Source organism: Pseudomonas sp. CVAP#3 (assembly GCF_018986375.1).
Classification (GTDB): domain Bacteria; phylum Pseudomonadota; class Gammaproteobacteria; order Pseudomonadales; family Pseudomonadaceae; genus Aquipseudomonas; species Aquipseudomonas helvetica.
Genome location: NZ_JAHMSC010000015.1, coordinates 52,635 through 75,273 on the forward strand (window position 1 = coordinate 52,635; position 22,639 = coordinate 75,273).

Consider the following 22,639-nt stretch of genomic DNA (forward strand, 5'->3'; position numbering starts at 1 on the left):
GACAACCTTCAAGTAACACCTCTCGTTAAAAAGCACCCTGTTCAAGCAACTGGCTGAAGGCTTCCAGTTCGGTTTTTTCCAGATCGGATATCACGATAAAACGCATGTGATTGTGTTGCCACGCGACCACGTTGTAACCGCGGATGAACTGGTTTTTCCGGGGCTGATCGGTTTCTGTCGTCGGCACCATGAACACGTTGATGATGTGCTTCGCCCGCCCGTAAGACAGCGCAGCGGTCGTCTGGTGTTGCAGGTAATCCAGGCGCCCGCCGAGTAAAGGAAAACCCTGTGCCGAGAAGTCGAACACCGGTGGCGAAAAGTCCAGCTTGCCGGTAAACCAGGGCTTGACCGTGTGCCGGTCGGACGACACGACATCGTTCAGGTGCTCAGCCATCAGCGAGCGCACATGGCTGGACACCGCTTCCTCCAGCCAGGGTTGCTCAGGCGAAGGCGTGGCCACATATAACACCAGGGCCATGGCCAGTGCGATCGCGGAAAAAGCCGGTGCCAGCCACTTTCGCGTGGCATCTGTCAACGCTTGCCAGGGAGAGGTTGGTGACGGGAGATTGACGAAGACCTGTTGAATCAGCGCATCGGGCGCCGCGTAATACGGCGCATAGGTCTTGACGCTGGTGATCAGCCGTTGCATTTCGTCATGCACGCGTTGGCAGTCGGCACAGTGCGACAGGTGCCCGGCAACGTTCGCGGTGGTCGTGGCGTCCAGTTCATGGTCCAGGTAGCCATGAATCAATTCGTGGCAGACCGTGCAGTTGATCTCATTCATGGGCTTGCAACTTCAGTAGTTCCAGCTTGAGCATGGCGCGAGCCCGGGCCAGTCTCGACATGACGGTTCCCAGAGGTATGTCCACTACCTTCGCGATGTCCTTGTAAGGCATGTCCTCCAATTCCTTGAGGACGATCATTTCGCGAAAGGCCGGGGGCAGGGCGCGCAGTGCCTGCTGAACCCGTGCGGCGTCTTCGGCCTGCATGGCGAGCAGTTCCGGTGTCTGGCTGTGGCTCAGGGCAAAGTTGTCTTGCGAGATTTCATCACCGATTGCGACCCAACGATGGCTGGCCGAGCCCTTCAGCCAGTTGTAACTCTCGTTGCGGACGATCGTCAGGAACCAGGCCTTGGCATTGCCATCGGCAAAGCGATGCAGAAATCTAAACGCCTTGAGTGCACTTTCCTGCACCACATCATGTGCCGCGCTGTCACTGCCGGTGAGCCAGCGCGCGAGGTTGTAAGCGGCATCCATATGCGGTGCAAGCAGCTCCTCAAATCGCTTCATAGTGCCCCAGCCTTTGCCCCCTATAACCCGGATTCGCTGTGTTTTATTCCCGGAATGAAAAATATTTTCTCCCGGGAATAAAACCCCGACCGGCGCGGTTTTACATCCTGTCAGTTCATCAATGTAGACCGCTACGAGGGCGTTCCCATGAACATTCGTCCGGCATCACATGAAAAACGTACAGATGGCCCCCTGGACCCCGACCGCAGACACCTGCTCAAGTGCTCGGCGTGGGCTGGCGCCGGTGTCATCTGGGCATTGAGCGGTGGGATTCCGCGAGCGTTCGCCCTGGGCGAAGATGGCCAGGTGAAGGACCCGAAAGCGCTGGACAGCACCTTCCACTTCGTGCAAATCAGCGACTCGCACATCGGTTTCAACAAGGAAGCCAATCCTGAACCGCTGAAGACCTTGCAGGTCGCCATCGACAAAGTCATCGCGCTGCCGAAAAGGCCTTCGCTGATCCTGCACACAGGGGACATCACCCACCTCTCCAAACCGGAGGAGTTCGATACTGCCGCGTCTGTGCTCAAAGGTCTGCCTTCAACCGTGCACTACATTCCGGGCGAGCACGACACCCTCGATGAGGGCGGCGGCAAGCTCTATCTCGAGCGCTATGGCAAAGGCACCAAAGGCAATGGCTGGTACAGCTTCAACGACCATGGCGTGCACTTCATCGCGCTGGTCAACGTCTTTAACTTCCAGGCCGGCCACGAGGCCACGCTCGGTGCCGAGCAACTGGCCTGGCTGCAGGATGATTTAAAGGCGGTGAGCACCAGCACACCGATTGTGGTGTTCACCCACATTCCATTGTGGACGATCTATCAGCCGTGGGGCTGGGGCACCGAAGACGGCGATCAGGCCATCGCCATGCTGCGCAAATACGGTTCGGTGACGGTCCTCAATGGCCACATCCATCAGGTCATCCAGAAAGTCGAGGGCAACATCACCTTCCACACCGCACGCGGCACGGCTTACCCGCAACCCGCACCCGGTGTCGGGCCAGCACCGGGACCGATGACCGTGGCTGCCGATCAACTGCGCAACTACCTGGGGATTACCGAGGTCAAGGCGACGCAGGGCGATCATCCGTTGGCATTGATCGATTCGACACTCGTATAGGGGCGACGCGGACATGAAACATTTACTGCGTGTAGTGGTTCTGGGTTGGCTGATGGTGTCGATACCGGCATGGGCAGAAGGGACCAAAATCGATATCAAGGAATTCATGTTTGCTCCCAAGGACGTGACGGTAGCGGTGGGCACCACCGTGACCTGGGTCAACGACGATCAAACGGTCCATACGGTGATGGAAACCCACAAGGTGTTCCATTCACCGGCGCTCGACACCAACGACAAGTTTTCCTATCAGTTCAATACGCCGGGGACGTTTGAATACTACTGCGCACTGCACCCGCAAATGGTTGGGAAGATTATTGTCAGTGGGGCGAAGTGAGGGGAGGGGCGTTGCAACGTGGCCAAAAAAAGGCGATCCAGGGGTTAATGCTGGTCAGTAAGAAAGCTCAGCGTCTGGACACTCTGTGCTGATCCGAAATCCCCCTCACCCTAACCCTCTCCCCGGAGGGGCGAGGGGACTGACCGAGGAGCTCTTCCGAAATATTGCGACCTGAAATATCGAGTTGAACTCAGGACTAGAAACCACTGGAGATCAGCTCCCTTCCCCCTCTCCCCACTGGGGAGAGGGTTGGGGAGAGGGGTGGATTTTGGATCAGAACAGAGCCTGTCAGGCGCAACTGACAGACATCAACCCTAGGGGGTTCCCTTTTTTATTGCGGCGCCAACACCTGCGCTTGCAACCGTCGCCCGATCACATCCAGCAAATCACAACCGTCGCGCAGCGGAATCGCCAACACCCGCGCGAAGTCCTGCAAAAACACGTTGTCGTTTCGCGAGACCCACCCGGCACAAGTTCACCAAAACCGCTACAACGTGCAGGAAATGTCCGAAGCCTGTGTTTCTGCTGATGATCCGCCTATCTCCGTGATTAATTTGTGCCTTGACGGCCTTGCGAGTGGTCTCAACGTGATTCGACAAGGTCTGTCGACTGTCGTCATTGTTTACTGATGGATTTTACGGATGAAGCCACTGATGCCCCCTAAGCGCTCTATAAAAAACATACTGGCCGTAACCGCAATATCCATGTCTCTCACTGGCTGTGTCGGGGTAGTGGTATCAATGCCAGAGCAAGAAAAAGAGCGCATCCCCTTGACCTACCAGAAAACAGACAGCGACCTGACCACGCGAGAGTGGTGTGGTATCACGCTATGGGCTGTCATTCTCCCCATTCCATTAAAGTTGCCTGTGTGCAAGCTTCACGCTGGACAATCCTTGGAATCTCCATTTTATGCATGCGGCCCTCTTATGGTATTAGGGCCTATCGTTCATGGTTATCAGGGAAATGCACTGTGCGGAGTATTTCCTAAGTGAATGTATGAAGGGGCGCCTGTAAAAATGATTGTCATTTTACTTTCGTCGTTAAAGTCTCAAAAAGACCACTACGTCGCGCACTCTGCGGCTTGCTGTGTAGGTGCTGCTGCCCTCGAAAACTCTTAGGGCTGGCGTGCCGGTTTCGGTGGGGCAAGAGTCGCCTAGCTCAGCGACGGCAAATTAAGTGCGGCGCAGCACTCCTCAATCGACCTCCGCTGCGTATCGGCATACAACGCCAGTTCATCAATAGTCGATCGTCCCAATGCTTGTTCAAATGCTTGCCGGTTCGAATGCTCGCCATAGTGAGTCTGCGCGGCATCCCCGAGATTCGACTGGAAAATCCCCGCTGCACTGACCGGTAGAAAATCTTCGTACACCAGCGGCACTGCACGGATGTACTCGGCCTTCAGCAAGCCTTGCAACGATGTAGCCCCCAATTCGTCGCTAACAGCCGCCAAGCCTTTTTCGGTGACGAAGTAGCGGAAGTAAGCCAGGCCTTGTTCGCGCATTTCGCTGTAGCTGTCCGGGAATGCCTTGAAATGCTGTTCCATCAAACTGTTGTAGCGCGCCGCGTTGGCTTCGTTGGGGAAGTCCTTGAGTTCATCGCGGGCGGCGTTGAGCAGGCGGTCGTAGAGTGCGCGGCCTTCAGGCGTGAGTGCAGCGCCGCGTTGTTCGATTTCACCGAAGCGGGCGCTGTGGCTGCCGTGGGCTTGCTGCTGATCGGTGAACGCAATCGGCTCGTCCAGCGCTTTGAAACTGGTCTGGCGCAGCAGGATCGGGCACTGGCGGCGCGGCGGGCCTTCGATCACCGCTTTGGGGGTGATGCCGTGTTCCGGCATTTTCGCCTGCACGATATCGATATCCAGCGTGCGTGGCGTCAGGTGGTTGATGTGCGGGCCTTTGAAGGCGACCACGTCGGCGATCAGCCGATGCTGGGCGCTGAGTTGCTGGTATTGCGCGGCGGTGACGGTGGCGCGGTGGTGCCAGCGGAAGGTTTCCAGGGCCTGTTCGACAAAATCCTCGGCTTGTTGCTCGTTGAGTCCGCCGTGTTGTTCTGCGTGCTTGATCAGCGTTAGCGCCTGTGCGGTGAAGATCGAACGCTTGGCCAGCACCGATTCGGCAAACGCACGCAGCTCGGGGTTTTCGATCAGCTCCAGGCGCAGCAGCGAGGTGAATACCCGGAACGGGCTGACTTGCAATGAACTTTCATGCACGGCGCGGAACGCCGTGGAATGCACCGGCACCCCGGCCGGTGTCAGGTCGTAATAGCCGACCGGTTGCATGCCCATCACTGCGAACAAACGGCAGAGGGTCGCCAGCTCTTGCGCGGTGCCGACGCGGATCGCCCCGTGGCGCTCCAGGTCCAGTCGCTCGATTTCGCCTGTGCTGCGTAACTGTCGGGCAATCGCCGGATCGCTGTCGAGCACCTGGGCGTTGGTCTGCGCCACCAGTTCCATCAAGGCGCCGTACAGCGGCACTTCTTCGCGGTACATGTCTGACATCGCCCGCGAGAAGCGTTGGCGGATCAGGTCTGGGCTGACGAAGTTCTGGTTGCTCATAAACACGAATCCCGGCGCAGTGACAGTGGAGTAGACCGATTCTGTTCGGCACAGGCGGCGCTGACAAACGAAGTTTCTTCTGAACTTCATTCTGCAAATGACTGCTGCGTTCAGCGCAAAACCTGATCCACCAGTTCGATCCAGTGCCTGACCTGCGTCCGTCCGGCGCTGGCGAGGTGGCTCTGGCAACCGATGTTGGCGGTGACGATCAGCTCCGGCCGGCCGCTTTCCAGAGCGTTGAGCTTGTTGTCACGCAGTTGCCGGGCGAGCACCGGTTGGGTCAACGAGTAAGTCCCGGCCGAACCGCAACATAGGTGACTGTCGGGCACGCTGGTGAGATTGAATCCGAGGCGGGTCAGTAGTTCTTCGACTGCACCACCGAGTTTTAGCGCGTGCTGCAAGGTGCACGGGCAGTGGAAAGCGATGCGTCGTTCGGTGGCTGCGCACACTCGCTCCAAGGGTTCGTTGCGCAGGATCTCCACCAGGTCTTTGCTCATCTCGCTGACCCGTTTGGCTTTGGCCGCGTAGGCCGGATCGGTTTTGAGCAAATGCCCGTAATCCTTGATGAACGCACCGCAGCCGCTGGCGGTTTGCACGATGGCTTCGGCGCCGTTTTCCAGCGCGGGCCACCAGGCATCGATGTTCTGGCGGGCGCGATTGAGCCCCTGTTCCTGAGCATCGAGGTGATAGTCCAGCGCCCCGCAGCATCCGACCTGGCTAACGGTGCTGACGCTGATCCCCAGTCGATCGAGCACCCGCGCTGCGGCAGCATTGGTGTTCGGTGACAAACCCGGCTGCACACAGCCTTCGAGCATCAGCACTGTTCGCGAATGTACCGAGGTTGGCCATTCTCCCGCTGACGGAATGTCGTGCGGCAGTTTGGCTTCGAGATCGCGCGGCATCAGCGGCCGGAAGGTTGCACCGATCTGCAGCAAGGCCTTGAACAGCCCGGGATTCGGCGCCATCGCCCGCAAGCCCTGGCGCAACATGCGCTGGCTCGCCGAGCGCGGTACCGCCTGATCGACCACGGCGCGGCCGATGTCCAGCAGGTTGTGATAATCGACTCCGGACGGGCAGGTGGTTTCGCAGGCGCGGCACGACAGGCAGCGATCCAGGTGCAATTGGGTCTGGGCGGTGGCGGGGTGGCCTTCGAGCACTTGCTTGATCAGGTAGATGCGCCCACGCGGGCCGTCCAGTTCATCGCCGAGCAACTGATAGGTCGGGCAGGTGGCGTTGCAGAACCCGCAATGCACGCAGGTGCGCAGAATGCTTTCGGCTTCTGCCGCGCGGGGTAGGCGTTTGGCCTGTTCGCTGAGGGTGGTCTGCATGCTTCAGAACTCCGCGTACATCCGGCCAGGGTTGAACAAACCCTGAGGGTCGAGTTGGGCCTTGAGTTGTTGGTGGTAACGCAACAGCGCAGGCGCCAACGGCTGGAACGGGCTGTCGCTGACACCGTGGCTGTAGCAGGTGGCATGGCCGCCCAGATCAGCGGCCAGCGACTGGATGTTCAGCGCCTCGGATTTCAACCAGCGTTGCGCACCGGCCCAATCGATCAGCTGTTCGCCGGGCAGTGTCAGTGGACCGAGATTGTTGGGCAGTGACAAACGCCAAAGCGGCAAGCCTTCATCGAAAAACTCCAGCTGTTGTTCATTCAACGCCTGCCAGTAAGCAGAGTCCAGCACCTCGCCACCGAGGCGTTGATGGGCAGCGCTGACCGAACCTTCGCCGCCCTCCAGCCGCAGGTGCAATTGCCGGCCGTCATGGCACGCCGCGCTGATGGGCAGCGGTTGCTGGCCCCATTCGGCGAGTTTGCTCAAGGCGTGGGCGCTGTCGAGTTCCAGGCTGATGCTCAGGCACTGGCGCGGTTTGGGCAGGACCTTGAGCGAGACTTCGGTGATTACTCCGAGGCAACCGAAGCTGCCGGTCAACAACCGCGACAGGTCATAACCGGCGACGTTTTTCATCACCTCGCCGCCAAAACGCAGCTGTTTACCGTTGCCGGCGATCAGCCGGGTGCCGAGCACAAAGTCACGCACCGAGCCGGCCCACGGGCGACGCGGGCCCGATAGCCCCGAGGCGATCATGCCGCCGACCGTGGCGTCCTCACCGAAGGAGGGCGGTTCACAAGGGAGCATTTGCCCGGCCGCATCCAGCGCCGCCAGCAACTCCCTCAGCGGAGTGCCGCAGCGGGCGCTGATCACCAGTTCGGTCGGGTCATAGCTGACGATGCCGCAATGGACGCGGGTGTCGAGCACCTCGCCAGCCACCTCGCGACCGAGGAAGGCCTTGCTGCTGGCGCCTTGAATGCGCAGCGGCGTGGCGTTCTCCCGGGCCTGGTTGATCTGTTCCAGTAATTCCGCGCTGGCATCCCGGTCCTGTTCGGCATGCATCAGAAACGCTCCAGATCGGGGAAGGGCAGTTGCCCGCCGTGGACATGCATCGCACCGAACTCGGCGCAGCGGTGCAGCGTGGGAATGTTCTTGCCGGGATTGAGCAGGCCTTTGGCGTCGAACGCGATTTTGATTGCGTGAAACACCGTCAGCTCGTCGCTGTTGAACTGCGCGCACATCTGATTGATTTTCTCCCGACCGACACCATGCTCGCCGGTGATGCTGCCGCCGACCTTGACGCAGAGTTCGAGGATTTTGCCGCCGAGGGCTTCGGTGCGTTCCAGTTCGCCGGGCTGATTGGCGTCGAACAGGATCAGCGGGTGCATGTTGCCGTCGCCGGCATGAAACACGTTGGCGACTCGCAAACCGTATTCACTGGCCAGTTCGGCAATCCCCTTGAGCACCCGAGGTAACTCGCGTCGCGGGATGGTGCCGTCCATGCAGTAGTAATCCGGCGACAAGCGCCCGATTGCCGGGAACGCCGCTTTGCGTCCGGCCCAGAACTTCACCCGTTCCGCCTCGTCACGCGCCTGGCGCACTTCACTGGCGCCGGCCTGTTCCAGCACGGCGCGAACCCGCAGGCAATCATCGCGTACATCGGCTTCGACGCCATCGAGTTCGCACAGCAGAATCGCTTCGGCGTCCACCGGATAACCGGCGTGAACGAAGTCTTCGGCGGCGCGCAAGGCCAGGTTGTCCATCATCTCCAGACCCGCGGGGATGATCCCGGCGGCGATGATTTCCGCCACGGCGCCTCCGGCTTTTTCCACGGAGTCGAAACTCGCCAGCAGCACTTTGGCGGCCTGCGGTTTGGGCAGCAGTTTGACCGTAACTTCGGTGATGATGCCCAGCAATCCCTCGGAGCCGTTGAACAGCGCCAACAGGTCAAAACCCGCTGAGTCCAGTGCGTCCGAACCCAAGGTCAGGTGTTCGCCTTCAATCGTCAGCACTTCCAGTTTCAGCACATTGTGGACGGTCAGGCCGTATTTCAGGCAGTGCACACCACCGGCGTTTTCCGCGACATTACCGCCAATCGAGCAGGCGATCTGCGAGGACGGGTCCGGCGCGTAATACAGGCCAAGCGGTGCGACGGCCTGGGAAATCGCCAGGTTGCGTACCCCCGGCTGAACCCGTGCGGTGCGGGCGGCGGGGTCGATGTGGAGGATCTGGTTGAAGCGCGCCATCACCAGCAGCACGCCTTTTTCCAACGGCAGCGCGCCTCCGGACAACCCGGTGCCGGCACCACGCGCCACCACCGGCACCCGATGGGCGTGGCAGAGTTTGAGCACGGCTTGAACCTGCTCGACATAACGCGGCAGCAGCACCAGCATCGGCGTGGTTCGATAGGCCGAGAGCCCGTCGCACTCGTAGGGTTTGAGCTCTTCTTCGCAGTAGAGAATGTCCAGTTCCGGCATCTGCTCGCGCAAGGTGTTGAGCAAGGCATCCTTGTCGACCGGAGGCAGGGCCCCGTCGATGCGTTCGTCGTAGAGAATGTTCATCAGATGACAAGCCTCGTAGCAGCGGCCGAACGCAGCCTTCGGCAGCTGCTACGGGTGTGTGTTCAAGCCCGGGTTCTTTGTCATTTATAGTCAAAATTTCGACAGTGGGCCTGCCGGCAGGGCTATTTCGGGCCGCCAAGCGGTGATGGCTATTTGATCTCGCCCTGATAGACTTCCAGACATCCCTGTCCGAGTTACTCGAAGTTTCAGGTCAGTAGTGAAGAGGAGCTTTGTCCCCTTATGCACCATAACGGAGGAAAGGGACTTTCACTGGCACGGAGGCTTTACACATCGCGAACCCTGGGAATGGTCCTGGGCCTGCTCTGCGTGGGCGCGGCGATCATTCCACTCAAACCGCCGCATTGGCTGTTGGCGCTGATGCTGTTCAACGGCCTTGTCTGGCCGCACCTGGCCTATCAATGGGCGCGCCGTTCGCCCACGCCTTATCACGCCGAACACCGCAATATTCTGATCGACGCGTTCATGGGCGGATTCTGGGTCGCGGCCATGCAGTTCAACCCCTTACCCAGCACTGCCACGTTGTCAATGATGGCGATGAACAACGTCGCCATTGGAGGCCTGCGTTTTCTACTCCTCGGCACGGTGGCTCAGTTGCTGGGGATGGGCGTTGGGTGGCTGATCTTCTTTCCCGTGTTCATCGCGCAAACCAGCCCTGTTCAGTTGTATGCCTGTTTGCCGTTGCTGACGTTTTACCCCTTGGTGTTGGGCTGGATCTGCTTTCGTCAGGCCCACACGCTGGGCAAACACAAACGCGAACTGTTGGCCCTGAGTCGCACCGACAGCCTCACCGGGCTGTTGAACCACGGCGCCTGGAAAGATGCGCTGGAGGTCGAGTTCCAGCGTTGTCAGCGCCAGCAGCGGGGCGGTGCGATTGCCTTGATCGACATCGACCACTTCAAAACCATCAACGACAGCTACGGCCATGTGGCTGGCGATATCGTGTTGCGTCAGTTGAGCAAAATCCTCAAGCAAAACCTGCGCGCCAGCGATGTGGCCGGGCGTTATGGCGGCGACGAGTTCTGCGTGATCCTGCCCGACGTGCCACTGGCCCATGCTGCCCAGGCAATGGACGCCTTGCGCGATCGGTTTTCGGGGGTGGGTTACGAACAGAATCCGGCGTTGAAAGTCAGCCTGAGCATTGGTCTGGCTGCGTTTGACCCGATGCACACCGAAGCCCTGCAATGGCTCAACGATGCCGATGAGGCGTTGTATGCGGCCAAGACCACCGGGCGTAATCGGGTGATTTGCCATGCCGATGGGCTGGTGCAGCGGGTGGCGATGGGGGCGGTTTGAGGGTGTGCCTCTTGAGGCCACCCCTCACCCTAACCCTCTCCCCAGAGGGGCGAGGGGACTGACCGAGGTGTTCTGGCAAATGACTGCGACCTGAATAACCGAGTTGAACTCGGGTACTAGAAACTATGGGTTGTTGATCACAGGTGTGTTCGGCGCGATTTTTCAGGTCGCAGTAACTCCCGAAAACACCTCGGTCAGTCCCCTCTACCCTCTGGGGAGAGGGCTAGGGTGAGGGGTGGTTCTCAACCTGATCGCAACCCTCAAAATCCCCCCACAACTTTCCAAGACCTTTCCGACACCGTACCCTGTTGCCGCGTCTCAGCGTCGGGTCCTATAGTTCGAGCTCGCGGAAAGAATCCGCGAACGACCTTGGCCGGTCGGACAATGATCACGCTTCAGCGTCAAAAACACCGTTGCAGACGCTTTTTTTGTGTCTGCAACATCGTGTTATGGCAGCTGTGCGCGGGACACCTTTGGGTGTGCCGGTGTGGTCGTTACCGGTCGGCCAACCCTCGCACAGCTGCCACCTCTCTCGTTTGGCCGCGAATGGTGGAAGCTCAACAAAGAGTAAAAACCATGAACGACCAAGTCATGCCTCGCTACCTCCCCGTCGACACCTACGACTCCGCAACCCCCGTGCTCTTCATCAACACCCACAAAGAACTCAGCGACCTGGCCGCCTGCGCCGCGCACCGCTTTACCGTGGTCCGCGACCTGATGGACACCTTGACCAGCCTGTCCCTCAAAGGCATTTCCGATTGCGACCTGACCCGCGTCACCCGTGGTGTGCATTTACTCACCCGTGAAGGTTGCGCGGTGCTGGAAGTGATTCAGCTGCGGGTGGGGCAGTTGGAGGAAGGGTACAAAACGAAGCCCTAGCGGCTACCGCCAGTCAGTTAAGAATTTGAATGACCAAATCCCACAGGTCAGTCTCAGGTAATCGGTGTACTGACGAACGCCGGCAGCTGTTCGGCGTAAGCAGTGAACGCGCGGATCTTCGGAAACTGCGCGTCACTGACCTGATCCGGCACTACCAGATTGCTGAAGCTCCAGGCCACGGCGAGGGTGATGCCGTCCTGCCCGAGGGAGCCATCCATCTTCAGTGGCTGCTTTTCCAGTTCCCGTTCCAGCGCTGAATACGCTGCCAGCAACTGTCCGCCAACGCGCTCCAGCCACGGTGCATGCTGTTTTTCGGCCGGCCGCAAAGTGCGCTCGTAGTAGATCTGCACCGACTTCTCGCAGGCCGCCAGGGCCAGGCCGATCAGCCGCAATGAACGCACGCGCTGGTCCAGTTGCGTCGGCATCAGGCTCTTGTCTGGTCCGCTCAAGGCTTCCAGGTAGTCGATGATCAAGGTCGAGTCCATCAGCACTTCGCCGTTGTCCAGCACCAGCGTCGGGGCCTTGACCACCGGGTTGATCTGCTGGAATTCCGCAAAATGCCGGAACACCGACACCGAGGCATGCTCGAACGGGATATCGAGCGACTTCAGGCTAATGGCGACGCGTCTTACATAAGGTGAGTCGAGCATTCCGATCAGCTTCATGTACAGCTCCTTTGATAATGCGTAGACAGTGCGCCGCCAATTTAGCGGCAAACCCATGACCTTCGCCACTGTCACAAACGTTTAATGCGCTGGCATCGAACCGACTGCCCTTGGGCTCAACCGCTATGCTTGAGTATCTAAACCCGAACGGTTCTGGAGGTCTGTCATGCCCGCCGAAAAAACTGCGCTCGTCCTTGCCGGTGGCGGCAGCCTCGGTGCGGTTCAGGTCGGCATGTTGCAGGCGCTGGTCGAAGCGGGCGTATCGTTCGATATGGTGATCGGTGCCTCGGTCGGTGCCATCAACGGTGCGTACTTCGCTGCGCGCCCGAACGCGCAAGGGGTGGCCGAGCTGGCGGATTTCTGGCGCGGTTTGCGCAAGGCCGATGTGTTTCCGTTTTCGTTGCTCGATAGCCTGTCGGCGATTTTTCGGCGCAGGGGCTTTCTGTTGCAGTCTGCGGCGCTGGAGCATCTGGTGCGGCGGGCATTGCCCTTCAAGCAGATCGAAGACACCGAACTGCCGCTGCACATCGTCACCACCAATTTGCTCACCGGCGCCGAAGAACTGCTGTCCAGCGGCAGTGTCGAGCAGGCGTTGCTGGCCAGCGCGGCGATTCCATTGGTGTTTCCGTGTGTGCAGATCGGCGGCAAGCTGTTGATCGACGGCGGCGTGGCCAGCAATACGCCGATTGCCAGTGCGGTGTACCTGGGCGCGACGCGGGTTGTGGTGGTGCCGACCGGTTTTGGTTGTGACTGCCCCAGTCCGCCCTCGGGGCTGGTGGCGTTGGCGCTGCACACCTTGAACCTGATGAGCATGCGTCAACTGGTGCGCGACATTGAACTGTATTCACCGCGAGCGGCGATCCATGTGGTCGCGCCGCTGTGTCCGCTGGGGATCTCGGTGTTCGATTTCACCCAGACCGATCAACTGCTGCAGCGCGCTTATCAGTCAACCCAGGCCTGGATCGAAAGCGGCGGGCTGAATCGCGCCGGGGTGCCGGGCTCATTGCAGGCCCACACCCATCATGGCGGTGAGGGTCAGTCCTCGAACCCGACCTGCTCGTGAATCTCATCCATTTTCAGCTCCAGGCGATAGGCCACGGCGATGAACAGCGCCTGGCACAGGCACAAGGTCGCACTCAAGGAGCGGAATGCAAACGAGGAACCTTCATTGACCAGCAGCACGGTATTTGCCCGTTTGGCCAGCGGCGACAGGTTGCTGTCGGTGATGATCAGGGTTTTCGCCTGATGGTGCTGGGCGATACGCAGGCAGTGTTGGGTTTCCTTGCCGTAGGGCGTGAAGCTGATGGCAATCACCAGGTCATTGGCCCGTACGCTGCGCATTTGCTCGCGGTAGCTGCCGCCCAATCCCGAGATCAGGTGAATGCGCTTGTTGGTGTGCTGCAGGTTGTACACCAGGTAATCGGCTACCGCGAACGAACGGCGCACCCCGACCACGTAGATGTTGTCGGCATTCACCACCAGGTCCACGGCTTTCTCGAAGGACTGGTCATCCAGCTCCAGGCCCAGGCGTTCGATGCCTGACAGCGTGGCGTTGATGCACTCGCGCGCCAGGTCGCCGCCGCTGGCCTTCTGCGATTTGTTGGCGATCATGCTGCGAATGCGCTGCTGGTAGTTCTGCACCGGCGTGGTCTTGTGGGTGTACGCCTCGCGGAACAACGCCTGCATTTCGCTGAAACCGCTGAAACCAAAGCGCTGGGAGAAACGCACGATGGCCGAAGGGTGCACTTCGCATTCGCGGGCGATGTCGCTGATTCGGTCGACCATGATCCGGTCGCTCTGCTGGCTCATGTAGCTGGCGATGCGTTTGAGCTGGCGCGGCAGGCTTTCGTATTCGTTGGTGATCAGCTGCAGCAAGCGTTCGGCATTGATCGGGGGGCTGGCGAGGTCGCTTTGCGGCGTGGTCTCGGCGGTAGCCGGCTGATCGGTGCGGGACATAAATGATCCTTCTGGCTTGTTCTTATTGGGCCGCTCGGTGAAGCGCTGCCCATGACAATAGGTTGGCTGTGCGCAGTCTACAGGGTAGGCGTGAATAAAATCTTGAGCCGTGGGTCAGCCGGACATGTGCTGAAACGATGCACGGTGTCTGGAGCGGTTCTGTAAAAGTTTATTGGAAAAAATATTCCACGTAAAAATTTATTGGAATAAATATTGATTTGTGAGCGCCACACGTTTTAGTCTGCATCCACCAAGAGTGTTCGGCGCCACCATCGCCCCGAACGCAGGCTGATAAAAATAACAGGAGCCAGCATGGGCCAGACTCGTTTTGCCAGTGGGCGTCAATTGGATCTGATTTGCCTCGGGCGCCTTGGCGTCGACCTCTATGCACAGCAAGTCGGTGCACGGCTGGAGGATGTCTCGAGCTTCGCCAAATACCTCGGAGGTTCGTCCGCCAACATCGCCTTCGGCACGGCCCGGTTGGGGCTGAAGTCGGCCATGCTCAGTCGGGTGGGGGATGACCACATGGGGCGCTTCCTGGTCGAATCCCTGGCCCGTGAAGGTTGCGACGTCAGCGGCATCAAGGTCGATCCGGAGCGCCTCACCGCCATGGTTTTGCTGGGTCTCAAGGACCGCGAAGCCTTTCCGTTGGTGTTCTACCGCGAAAACTGCGCCGACATGGCCCTGCGCGCCGAAGACATCAGCGAAGCCTTTATCGCCTCCAGCAAAGCCTTGCTGATCACCGGCACGCATTTCTCTACCGACGGAGTCTACAAGGCGAGCATCCAGGCGCTGGAGTACGCCGAAAAGCACAACGTCAAACGCATTCTCGACATCGATTACCGCCCGGTCCTTTGGGGCTTGGCGGGCAAGGCGGATGGCGAAACCCGTTTCGTCGCCGACCAGCAGGTCAGCCAGCACGTACAGAAAATCCTCCCGCGTTTTGACCTGATCGTCGGCACCGAAGAGGAGTTTTTGATTGCCGGTGGCAGCGAGGACTTGTTGAGTGCACTGCGCAACGTCCGTGCTCTGACGGCGGCGACCCTGGTGGTCAAGCTCGGGCCGCAAGGCTGCACGGTGATTCACGGGGTGATTCCGGTTCGCCTTGAAGACGGCGCGATCTATCCCGGTGTGCGGGTCGAAGTGCTCAACGTGCTGGGCGCTGGCGATGCGTTCATATCGGGCTTCCTCAGTGGCTGGCTAGAGGATGCCAGCGATGAGCGCTGCTGCCAGTTGGCCAATGCCTGCGGCGGGCTGGTGGTTTCTCGCCACGCCTGCGCCCCGGCGATGCCGACCCGCGCCGAACTGGATTACCTGTTCAACAGCCCGGTGCCGATCACCCGGCCGGATCAGGACGCAGTGCTGCAACGCCTGCATCAGGTCAGCGTGCCGCGCAAAAACTGGAAGCAGCTGTTCATCTTTGCCTTCGACCATCGTGGGCAACTGGTGGAGCTGGCGCAAAAGGGCGGTCGCGACCTGAGCAGTATTTGCGAGCTTAAGCAGTTGTTCATCAAAGCCGTGGAGCGCGTCGAAGCGGATTTGCGTAAACAGGGCATCGAAGCGGATGTCGGTCTGCTGGCTGACCAGCGTTTCGGTCAGGACTCGCTGAATGCCGCCACCGGTCGCGGCTGGTGGGTGGCGCGGCCGGTGGAGGTGCAGGGCTCACGGCCGCTGGCCTTCGAACATGGTCGTTCGATCGGCAGCAACCTGATCGCCTGGCCGCAGGAACAAATCATCAAGTGCCTGGTGCAGTTTCACCCGGACGACGAACCGCTGCTGCGTCTGGAACAGGAGGCGCAGATCAAGGGTTTGTATCAGGCGGCGCAGGTCAGCGGCCATGAGTTGCTGCTGGAAATCATCCCGCCCAAGGATCACCCGTCAGCGCATCCGGACGTGCTCTATCGCGCGATCAAGCGCCTGTACAATCTGGGCATTTTCCCGGCCTGGTGGAAGATCGAGGCGCAAAGCAGCGAGGAGTGGAAACAGCTCGACGAGCTGATCCAGGAGCGCGACCCCTATTGCCGAGGCGTGGTGCTGCTGGGGCTGAATGCACCGGCGGCAACACTGGCCGAAGGCTTTGCGCAAGCGAGCCAGAGCAAAACCTGTCGCGGGTTTGCAGTCGGCCGGACGATTTTCCAGGAGCCGAGTCGAGCGTGGCTCGCCGGTGAGATCGATGACGAAGCGCTGATCCAGAGAGTACAGGGCACGTTTGTCGAACTGATCAATGCCTGGCGCACCGCCCGCGCTTGACGATTGTTTTGTGGCGACGGGCTTGTTGTGGCGAGGGAGCTTGCTCCCGCTCGGCTGCGAAGCAGTCGTAAAACCTGTCGACTTGGTTTACCTGTTGCACTGTGCTGTCCGGTTTGGGCTTGCTTCGCAGTCCAGCGGAAGCAAGCTCCCTCGCCACAAGTGTTCGGTCGAAACTTTCAGCGTTTATTTAGAAAACAATAAAAGGTGCAGCCATGCCCGCTATCCGAATTGGCATCAACCCGATTTCCTGGAGCAACGACGATCTGCCGGCACTCGGTGGGGAAACGCCGCTGAGCACTGCCCTGAGCGAAGGCAAGGAAATTGGCTACGAAGGTTTTGAACTCAACGGCAAGTTTCCCAAGGACGCCAAAGGGGTAGGCGATGTACTGCGGCCTTACGACCTGGCGCTGGTCTCCGGCTGGTATTCCAGCCGTCTGGCACGGCGTTCGGTGGCTGAAGAAATCGACGCCATCGGCAGTCATGTCGAGTTGCTGGCGAAGAACGGCGCCACGGTGCTGGTCTACGGTGAAGTCGCCGATTCGATTCAGGGCCAGCGGATGCCGCTGGTCGAACGCCCGCGTTTTCACAGCGAGCAGGCCTGGCAGGCATACGCCGACAAACTCACCGAGCTGGCGCGTTTCACCCTGTCCCGGGGCGTGCGCCTGGCGTATCACCACCACATGGGCGCTTACGTCGAATCGCCGGCAGACATCGATAAACTGATGTCCCTGACCGGTAGCGAAGTCGGGCTGCTGTTCGATTCGGGCCATTGCTACATGGGCGGTGGCGAACCGCTCGAGGTACTGCGCAAACACATCGGACGCATCTGCCATGTGCATTTCAAGGACGTGCGCAAACCGGTGGTGCAACTGGCGCGCAACAATCTCTGGAGCTTCCCTGACTGCATCATCAACGGCACGTTCACCGTGCCGGGCGACGGTGATATCGACTTTGCCGCGCTGCTGGATGTGTTGCTGGCCGCCGATTATCACGGCTGGCTGGTGGTCGAAGCCGAGCAGGATCCGGCCGTCGCACCGAGCTACGTCTATGCCAAGAAGGGTTACGAGACTTTGCGCGCCTTGCTCGATCAGAGGACCGGACAATGAGCCTGCTGGTCAAGAGCAACGCCAAGGGCCGGACCCTGGTCGAGTTACCCGCCGGAGCGCTGGAATACGTCGGTTTCGCCGCCTACCGCCTGAGCCTCGGCGAAACCTTGCCGGTCAGTGCGGGCGATAAAGAACTGTGCCTGGTGCTGCTCAGCGGCCGGATTGATGTCAGTGGTGAAGCGCCAGGGCAGGGCGCGTTCAACTGGGACAACATCGGCGACCGCCAATCGGTGTTCGAAGACAAATCACCGTTCGCCGCTTACCTGCCACCTGGCAGTCAGGCGCAGATAGTCGCACTCAGCGAAGTACAGATTGCCGTGTGCGCCGCTCCCGGTTCGGCCTCGGCAGGTTTCGGCCCACGCCTGATCACCCCCGACAGCATGAAGCGCAGCGTGCGCGGCAAGGGCGCCAATACCCGTTACGTCTGCGACATCCTGCCCGACACCGAGCCTGCGCACTCACTGCTGGTGGTGGAGGTGCGCACGCCGTCCGGGCATTCGTCGAGCTACCCGCCGCACAAGCACGACACCGACGACCTGCCGCATCAGAGCTTTCTCGAAGAGACCTATTACCACCAGATCAACCCGCCGCAAGGCTTTGTTTTTCAGCGGGTCTACACCGACGACCGCTCCATCGATCAGGCCATGGCCGTGGAAAACAGCGATCTGGTGGTGGTGCCCAAGGGTTATCACCCGGTCAGCGTGCCTTACGGCTACGAGTCGTATTACCTGAATGTCATGGCCGGCCCGAAACGGGTCTGGCAATTCCATAACGATCCGCAGCACAGCTGGCTGCTGGACCTCTGAATTCTGAAGACTGAGTGGAGAACAATAACAATGAGTGATGCCCCGGTTATCGGCCACTACCTGAACGGTCAGGTACAGGACACTGGCAGTGAGCGCTTCAGCACTGTTTTCAACCCGGCCACTGGCGCGATTCAGGCGCGGGTCGGGTTGGCCAGCCAGCAAACCGTCGATGAAGCCGTGGCTTCGGCGCTGCGGGCGTTTCCGGCCTGGTCCGAGCAATCGTCGCTGCGCCGCTCGCGGGTGATGTTCAAGTTCAAGGAACTGCTCGACCGTCATCACAATGAGCTGGCGGAAATCATCAGCCGCGAACACGGCAAAGTCTTTTCCGACGCCAAGGGTGAAGTCACTCGTGGTATCGAGATCGTCGAGTACGCCTGTGGTGCGCCGAACCTGCTGAAAACCGAATTCAGCGACAACATCGGTGGTGGCATCGACAACTGGAACCTGCGTCAGCCGTTGGGCGTTTGCGCCGGGGTCACGCCATTCAACTTCCCGGTGATGGTGCCATTGTGGATGATTCCGCTGGCGCTGGTCACCGGCAACTGTTTCATCCTCAAGCCTTCGGAACGTGATCCGTCGGCCAGTTTGCTGATGGCGCGTCTGCTCAGCGAAGCCGGTTTGCCGGACGGTGTGTTCAACGTGGTGCAGGGCGACAAGAGCGCGGTCGATGCCTTGTTGCAGCACCCGGACATCGAAGCGATTTCGTTTGTCGGCTCGACGCCGATTGCCGAGTACATCCACCAGCAAGCCACGGCCCGTGGCAAACGCGTGCAAGCGCTGGGCGGGGCGAAGAACCACATGATCGTGATGCCCGACGCCGATCTGGATCAGGCCGCCGATGCCTTGATTGGCGCTGCATTCGGCTCGGCCGGCGAACGCTGCATGGCAATCTCGATTGCCGTGGCGGTAGGCGATGTTGGCGACAAACTGATTGCCAAACTGCTGCCGCGCATCGATCAGTTGAAGGTCGGCAACGGTATGCAGGGCGACAGCGACATGGGACCGCTGGTTACCGCCGAGCACAAGGCCAAGGTCGAAGGTTTCATCGATCAAGGCGTGGCCCAGGGTGCGCAGCTGATTGTCGATGGCCGCGACTTCAAGGTGCCGGGTGCGGAGAATGGCTTCTTTGTCGGTGCGACCCTGTTCGACAAAGTCACGACCGAGATGAGCATCTATCAGCAGGAAATCTTCGGTCCGGTGCTGGGCATTGTTCGGGTGCCGGATTTCGCCAGCGCCGTAGCGCTGATCAACGCCCATGAATTTGGCAACGGTGTGTCGTGCTTCACCAGCGATGGTGGTATCGCCCGGGCGTTTGCCCGCACCATCAAGGTCGGCATGGTCGGCATCAACGTACCGATTCCGGTGCCCATGGCCTGGCACTCGTTTGGTGGCTGGAAGCGCTCGTTGTTCGGCGATCACCATGCCTATGGCGAAGAAGGCATTCGTTTCTACAGCCGCTACAAAAGCGTCATGCAGCGCTGGCCGGACAGCATCGCCAAAGGCCCTGAATTCAGCATGCCCACTGCCAAATAAACACCTTGAGTGCGGAGAACAAGAATAATGAGCCAGCCCCTGCGTTTCGCCCTGAACCGTATGGTCGCCCCACGTTTGTCGCTGCCTGAATTCATTGAACTGGCGGTAGCCCTGAAAGCCGATGCCATCGAGATCCGCAACGACCTCAAGGGCATCGAAATTGAAGACGGTACGCCGGCCGAGCGCGTGCGCCAGTTGTGCCGGGCCAACGGGATCAGCGTGCTATCGATCAATGCGCTGTACCCGTTCGATGTCTGGAACGACGAGCGCCGCGCGCACGCCCTGAAACTCGCCGCCTATGCCCGCGATTGTGGCGCGCAAGGGCTGGTGATGTGCCCACTGAATGATCGTGCCGATCCACGCTCCGACGCTGAGCGCAGCGCGGGCCTGCGCACCGCGTTGAGTGAACTGGCGCCGATTCTGCGCGAATACGGGATTCTCGGTTTCATCGAACCGCTGGGCTTCGAGGAATGTTCACTGCGGCGCAAACGCACGGCAGTGGACGCGATCAAGTCTATTGGCGGGCTGGATGTGTTCCGTCTGGTGCATGACACCTTCCACCATCATCTGGCCAGTGAACACGAGTTCTTTCCCGAACTGACCGGGCTGGTGCACATCTCCGGTGTCGAGGACGCGCAAGCGCCGCTGGCGACCATCCGTGACGGCCATCGGGTGCTGGTGGGCGAGGGTGACATCCTCGGCAACGCGGCGCAGATCGATACCTTGCTCAGCACCGGCTATACCGGTTACCTGTCGTTCGAACCGTTTGCCGAGAGCGTGCATGGGCTGGTGGATATCCGGCAGGCAATCGGCGCGAGCATGGATCACCTTAAGAACTCCCTGGCCTGACATAGCTATCGGGTTGATGGAGAACCCATGTGGGAGCGAGCTTGCTCGCGATGGCGATTTACCAGGCACCACCGTGTCGCGCCCATCGCGAGCAAGCTCGCTCCCACACTGGATCTCCTCGCGGCCCCTGGATTTGAATTTACAAGGTGCGCACATGACCACAACACGACTGACCATGGCCCAGGCCCTGGTGAAATTCCTCGATAACCAATACGTCGAGGTCGATGGGGTTCAAAGCAAATTCGTCGCCGGGATCTTCACCATTTTCGGCCACGGCAATGTGCTCGGCCTCGGCCAGGCGCTGGAGCAGGACAGCGGCGACCTGATCGTCCATCAGGGCCGCAACGAGCAGGGCATGGCCCACGCCGCCATCGGTTTTGCCAAACAGAATCTGCGTCGCAAGATTTACGCCTGCACCTCCTCGGTCGGCCCCGGTGCGGCGAACATGCTGACCGCTGCGGCGACGGCCACCGCCAACCGCATTCCCTTGCTGCTGTTGCCCGGCGATGTCTACGCCAGTCGCCAGCCGGACCCGGTGCTGCAACAGATCGAGCAGTTTCACGACCTGAGCATCAGCACCAACGATGCCTTCAAAGCGGTGAGCAAATACTGGGACCGCATCAACCGCCCCGAACAACTGATGAGCGCCGCGATCCATGCCATGCGCGTGCTCACCGATCCGGCGGAAACCGGCGCGGTGACGCTGGCCTTGCCGCAAGACGTGCAGGCCGAAGCCTACGATTACCCCGATTACTTCCTGCAAAAACGCGTGCACCGCATCGACCGTCGCCCGGCCACCGAAGCCATGCTCGGCGATGCCGTGGCACTGCTCAAAGGCAAGCGCAAGCCGCTGATCATCTGCGGCGGCGGGGTCAAATATTCAGGCGCGAATGCCGCGTTGCAGGCATTTGCCGAGCGTTTCGACATTCCATTCGCCGAGACCCAGGCCGGCAAGAGTGCGGTGGTTTCCAGTCATCCGCTGAACGTCGGCGGGATTGGCGAAACCGGCTGCCTGGCGGCGAACCTGCTGGCCAAGGAAGCCGACCTGATCATTGGCATCGGCACCCGCTACTCGGACTTCACCACGTCGTCGAAATGGCTGTTCCAGCATCCCGAGGTGAAGTTTCTCAACCTGAACATCAGCCCTTGCGATGCGTTGAAGCTCGATGGCGTGCAGGTGCTGGCCGACGCCAGATCCGGCTTGCAGGCGTTGTCTGAAGCCTTGACCGATTACCGCTCCAGTTGGGGCGATCAACCGCGTCAGGCCAAGGCGCAACTGGATGAAGAGGTCGATCGGGTCTACCAGGTCGAGTACCAGACCCAGGACTTCATCCCGGAAATCAACGACCACATGGACCCGGCGGTGCTGCGCGAATTCATCGAGCTGACCGGTTCCTGCCTGACCCAAAGCCGTGTGCTCGGCGTGTTGAACGAAACCCTGGCTGATGACGCGGTGATCGTCGCGGCTGCCGGCAGCTTGCCCGGCGACTTGCAACGCAGCTGGCGCAGCAAGGGTGTGAACACCTATCACGTCGAGTACGGTTATTCCTGCATGGGGTACGAGGTCAATGCCGCGCTCGGGGTGAAACTCGCCGAACCGACGCGCGAAGTCTATGCGCTGGTGGGCGACGGCTCCTACATGATGCTGCACTCGGAGCTGGTCACCTCGATCCAGGAGCGGCGCAAGATCAATGTGATCCTGCTCGACAACATGACCTTCGGCTGCATCAACAACTTGCAGATGGAGCACGGCATGGACAGCTTCGGCACCGAGTTCCGTTTCCGCAACCCTTCCACCTGCAAGCTCGATGGCGGCTTCGTCCCGGTGGACTTTGCCATGAGCGCGGCGGCTTACGGCTGCAAGACCTACAAGGTCAACACTGTCGAGCAAATGCAAGCGGCCTTGGCCGATGCGCGGTTACAAACGGTGTCGACGCTGATCGACATCAAGGTCCTGCCCAAGACCATGATTCACAAATACCTGTCCTGGTGGCGGGTGGGCGTGGCGCAAGTCTCCACCAGCGCCCGCACCGATGCGGTAGCCAAAACCCTTAATGAACGACTGGCCAAGGCCCGTCAGTACTGATTGCTCTGCCATA

Annotated in this window: 19 protein-coding genes; 11 read left to right on the top strand and 8 right to left on the bottom strand. The window is 60.1% G+C overall.

The features are described 5' to 3' along the window. Positions 1–25 precede the first annotated feature (25 nt). Together KRR23_RS21980 and KRR23_RS21985 are read right to left on the bottom strand one after the other, a co-directional pair. A complete protein-coding gene (locus tag KRR23_RS21980; protein ID WP_216744228.1) occupies positions 26–784 on the bottom strand; it encodes an anti-sigma factor in 759 nt (252 codons plus the stop codon). Then, positions 777–1,289 (bottom strand): sigma-70 family RNA polymerase sigma factor, encoded by a 513-nt coding sequence (locus KRR23_RS21985; protein WP_216744229.1) that lies wholly within the window; start codon positions 1,287–1,289, stop codon positions 777–779. Before KRR23_RS21985 ends, KRR23_RS21980 begins: the two co-directional genes overlap by 8 nt. A 147-nt stretch (positions 1,290–1,436) precedes the next feature. On the opposite strand from KRR23_RS21985, the gene KRR23_RS21990 reads away from it, so the two are divergent. Both KRR23_RS21990 and KRR23_RS21995 read left to right on the top strand, forming a co-directional pair. Continuing rightward, positions 1,437–2,408: a metallophosphoesterase gene (locus KRR23_RS21990; protein WP_216744230.1), complete on the top strand. Its 972-nt coding sequence runs from the start codon at positions 1,437–1,439 to the stop codon at positions 2,406–2,408. 13 nt (positions 2,409–2,421) lie between these two features. Next, positions 2,422–2,742: a plastocyanin/azurin family copper-binding protein gene (locus tag KRR23_RS21995; RefSeq protein ID WP_216744231.1), complete on the top strand. Its 321-nt coding sequence runs from the start codon at positions 2,422–2,424 to the stop codon at positions 2,740–2,742. Between the two features lie 1,153 nt (positions 2,743–3,895). Here the strand turns inward: KRR23_RS21995 and KRR23_RS22000 are convergent. The 4 genes from KRR23_RS22000 to glcD all read right to left on the bottom strand — a co-directional run bounded on the left by KRR23_RS22000 (position 3,896) and on the right by glcD (position 9,182). Continuing rightward, entirely contained in the window at positions 3,896–5,293 is a 1,398-nt protein-coding gene (locus tag KRR23_RS22000; protein WP_216744232.1) for a VOC family protein, read from the bottom strand. Positions 5,294–5,403: 110 nt separating this feature from the next. Beyond that, a complete protein-coding gene (gene glcF / locus KRR23_RS22005; RefSeq protein WP_216744233.1) occupies positions 5,404–6,621 on the bottom strand; it encodes a glycolate oxidase subunit GlcF in 1,218 nt (405 codons plus the stop codon). A gap of 3 nt (positions 6,622–6,624) precedes the next feature. Next, positions 6,625–7,683 (bottom strand): glycolate oxidase subunit GlcE, encoded by a 1,059-nt coding sequence (gene glcE / locus KRR23_RS22010; protein WP_216744234.1) that lies wholly within the window; start codon positions 7,681–7,683, stop codon positions 6,625–6,627. Continuing rightward, complete coding sequence (gene glcD / locus KRR23_RS22015) at positions 7,683–9,182, bottom strand: glycolate oxidase subunit GlcD (RefSeq protein ID WP_216744235.1); 1,500 nt, start codon at positions 9,180–9,182, stop codon at positions 7,683–7,685. The genes glcE and glcD overlap by 1 nt, the downstream gene beginning before the upstream one ends. Positions 9,183–9,422: 240 nt before the next feature. Here glcD and KRR23_RS22020 point away from each other — a divergent pair, with 240 nt between their 5' ends. Next, entirely contained in the window at positions 9,423–10,496 is a 1,074-nt protein-coding gene (locus tag KRR23_RS22020; protein WP_216744236.1) for a diguanylate cyclase, read from the top strand. Between the two features lie 576 nt (positions 10,497–11,072). Continuing rightward, positions 11,073–11,375, top strand: coding sequence for a hypothetical protein (locus KRR23_RS22025; RefSeq protein WP_216744237.1), 303 nt, complete (start codon positions 11,073–11,075; stop codon positions 11,373–11,375). Positions 11,376–11,428: 53 nt separating this feature from the next. Here the strand turns inward: KRR23_RS22025 and KRR23_RS22030 are convergent, their stop codons facing one another. Beyond that, entirely contained in the window at positions 11,429–12,040 is a 612-nt protein-coding gene (locus KRR23_RS22030; protein ID WP_216744238.1) for a glutathione S-transferase, read from the bottom strand. Positions 12,041–12,206: 166 nt separating this feature from the next. Between KRR23_RS22030 and KRR23_RS22035 the strand changes: the two genes are divergently transcribed. Beyond that, positions 12,207–13,103: a patatin-like phospholipase family protein gene (locus tag KRR23_RS22035; protein WP_216744239.1), complete on the top strand. Its 897-nt coding sequence runs from the start codon at positions 12,207–12,209 to the stop codon at positions 13,101–13,103. Here KRR23_RS22035 and KRR23_RS22040 read toward each other — a convergent pair. After that, positions 13,076–13,996 (bottom strand): MurR/RpiR family transcriptional regulator, encoded by a 921-nt coding sequence (locus KRR23_RS22040; RefSeq protein ID WP_216744240.1) that lies wholly within the window; start codon positions 13,994–13,996, stop codon positions 13,076–13,078. The genes KRR23_RS22035 and KRR23_RS22040 overlap by 28 nt on opposite strands. 312 nt (positions 13,997–14,308) lie before the next feature. Here KRR23_RS22040 and iolC point away from each other — a divergent pair, with 312 nt between their 5' ends. From iolC to iolD, 6 genes are all read left to right on the top strand, one after another. Then, a complete protein-coding gene (gene iolC / locus KRR23_RS22045; protein WP_216744241.1) occupies positions 14,309–16,246 on the top strand; it encodes a 5-dehydro-2-deoxygluconokinase in 1,938 nt (645 codons plus the stop codon). A 212-nt stretch (positions 16,247–16,458) separates the two neighbouring features. Next, the gene (iolE, locus tag KRR23_RS22050; protein WP_216744242.1) at positions 16,459–17,352 is read left to right on the top strand and encodes a myo-inosose-2 dehydratase; all 894 of its coding nucleotides are present in this window, start codon (positions 16,459–16,461) and stop codon (positions 17,350–17,352) included. After that, entirely contained in the window at positions 17,349–18,158 is an 810-nt protein-coding gene (gene iolB / locus KRR23_RS22055; protein ID WP_216744243.1) for a 5-deoxy-glucuronate isomerase, read from the top strand. Before iolE ends, iolB begins: the two co-directional genes overlap by 4 nt. A gap of 30 nt (positions 18,159–18,188) precedes the next feature. Beyond that, on the top strand, positions 18,189–19,691 hold the full coding sequence (locus KRR23_RS22060; RefSeq protein ID WP_216744244.1) for a CoA-acylating methylmalonate-semialdehyde dehydrogenase: 1,503 nt from the start codon (positions 18,189–18,191) through the stop codon (positions 19,689–19,691). Positions 19,692–19,718: 27 nt separating this feature from the next. Further along, entirely contained in the window at positions 19,719–20,540 is an 822-nt protein-coding gene (locus KRR23_RS22065) for a TIM barrel protein (protein WP_216744245.1), read from the top strand. A gap of 154 nt (positions 20,541–20,694) precedes the next feature. Continuing rightward, positions 20,695–22,626 (top strand): 3D-(3,5/4)-trihydroxycyclohexane-1,2-dione acylhydrolase (decyclizing), encoded by a 1,932-nt coding sequence (gene iolD, locus KRR23_RS22070; RefSeq protein ID WP_216744246.1) that lies wholly within the window; start codon positions 20,695–20,697, stop codon positions 22,624–22,626. Positions 22,627–22,639: the final 13 nt, after the last annotated feature.

Coding starts and splice junctions, on each gene's coding strand:
- KRR23_RS21980 (WP_216744228.1), bottom strand. CDS start 784: ATGAATGAGATCAACTGCACGGTCTGCCACGAATTGATTCATGGCTAC.
- KRR23_RS21985 (WP_216744229.1), bottom strand. CDS start 1,289: ATGAAGCGATTTGAGGAGCTGCTTGCACCGCATATGGATGCCGCTTAC.
- KRR23_RS21990 (WP_216744230.1), top strand. CDS start 1,437: ATGAACATTCGTCCGGCATCACATGAAAAACGTACAGATGGCCCCCTG.
- KRR23_RS21995 (WP_216744231.1), top strand. CDS start 2,422: ATGAAACATTTACTGCGTGTAGTGGTTCTGGGTTGGCTGATGGTGTCG.
- KRR23_RS22000 (WP_216744232.1), bottom strand. CDS start 5,293: ATGAGCAACCAGAACTTCGTCAGCCCAGACCTGATCCGCCAACGCTTC.
- glcF (WP_216744233.1), bottom strand. CDS start 6,621: ATGCAGACCACCCTCAGCGAACAGGCCAAACGCCTACCCCGCGCGGCA.
- glcE (WP_216744234.1), bottom strand. CDS start 7,683: ATGCATGCCGAACAGGACCGGGATGCCAGCGCGGAATTACTGGAACAG.
- glcD (WP_216744235.1), bottom strand. CDS start 9,182: ATGAACATTCTCTACGACGAACGCATCGACGGGGCCCTGCCTCCGGTC.
- KRR23_RS22020 (WP_216744236.1), top strand. CDS start 9,423: ATGCACCATAACGGAGGAAAGGGACTTTCACTGGCACGGAGGCTTTAC.
- KRR23_RS22025 (WP_216744237.1), top strand. CDS start 11,073: ATGAACGACCAAGTCATGCCTCGCTACCTCCCCGTCGACACCTACGAC.
- KRR23_RS22030 (WP_216744238.1), bottom strand. CDS start 12,040: ATGAAGCTGATCGGAATGCTCGACTCACCTTATGTAAGACGCGTCGCC.
- KRR23_RS22035 (WP_216744239.1), top strand. CDS start 12,207: ATGCCCGCCGAAAAAACTGCGCTCGTCCTTGCCGGTGGCGGCAGCCTC.
- KRR23_RS22040 (WP_216744240.1), bottom strand. CDS start 13,996: ATGTCCCGCACCGATCAGCCGGCTACCGCCGAGACCACGCCGCAAAGC.
- iolC (WP_216744241.1), top strand. CDS start 14,309: ATGGGCCAGACTCGTTTTGCCAGTGGGCGTCAATTGGATCTGATTTGC.
- iolE (WP_216744242.1), top strand. CDS start 16,459: ATGCCCGCTATCCGAATTGGCATCAACCCGATTTCCTGGAGCAACGAC.
- iolB (WP_216744243.1), top strand. CDS start 17,349: ATGAGCCTGCTGGTCAAGAGCAACGCCAAGGGCCGGACCCTGGTCGAG.
- KRR23_RS22060 (WP_216744244.1), top strand. CDS start 18,189: ATGAGTGATGCCCCGGTTATCGGCCACTACCTGAACGGTCAGGTACAG.
- KRR23_RS22065 (WP_216744245.1), top strand. CDS start 19,719: ATGAGCCAGCCCCTGCGTTTCGCCCTGAACCGTATGGTCGCCCCACGT.
- iolD (WP_216744246.1), top strand. CDS start 20,695: ATGACCACAACACGACTGACCATGGCCCAGGCCCTGGTGAAATTCCTC.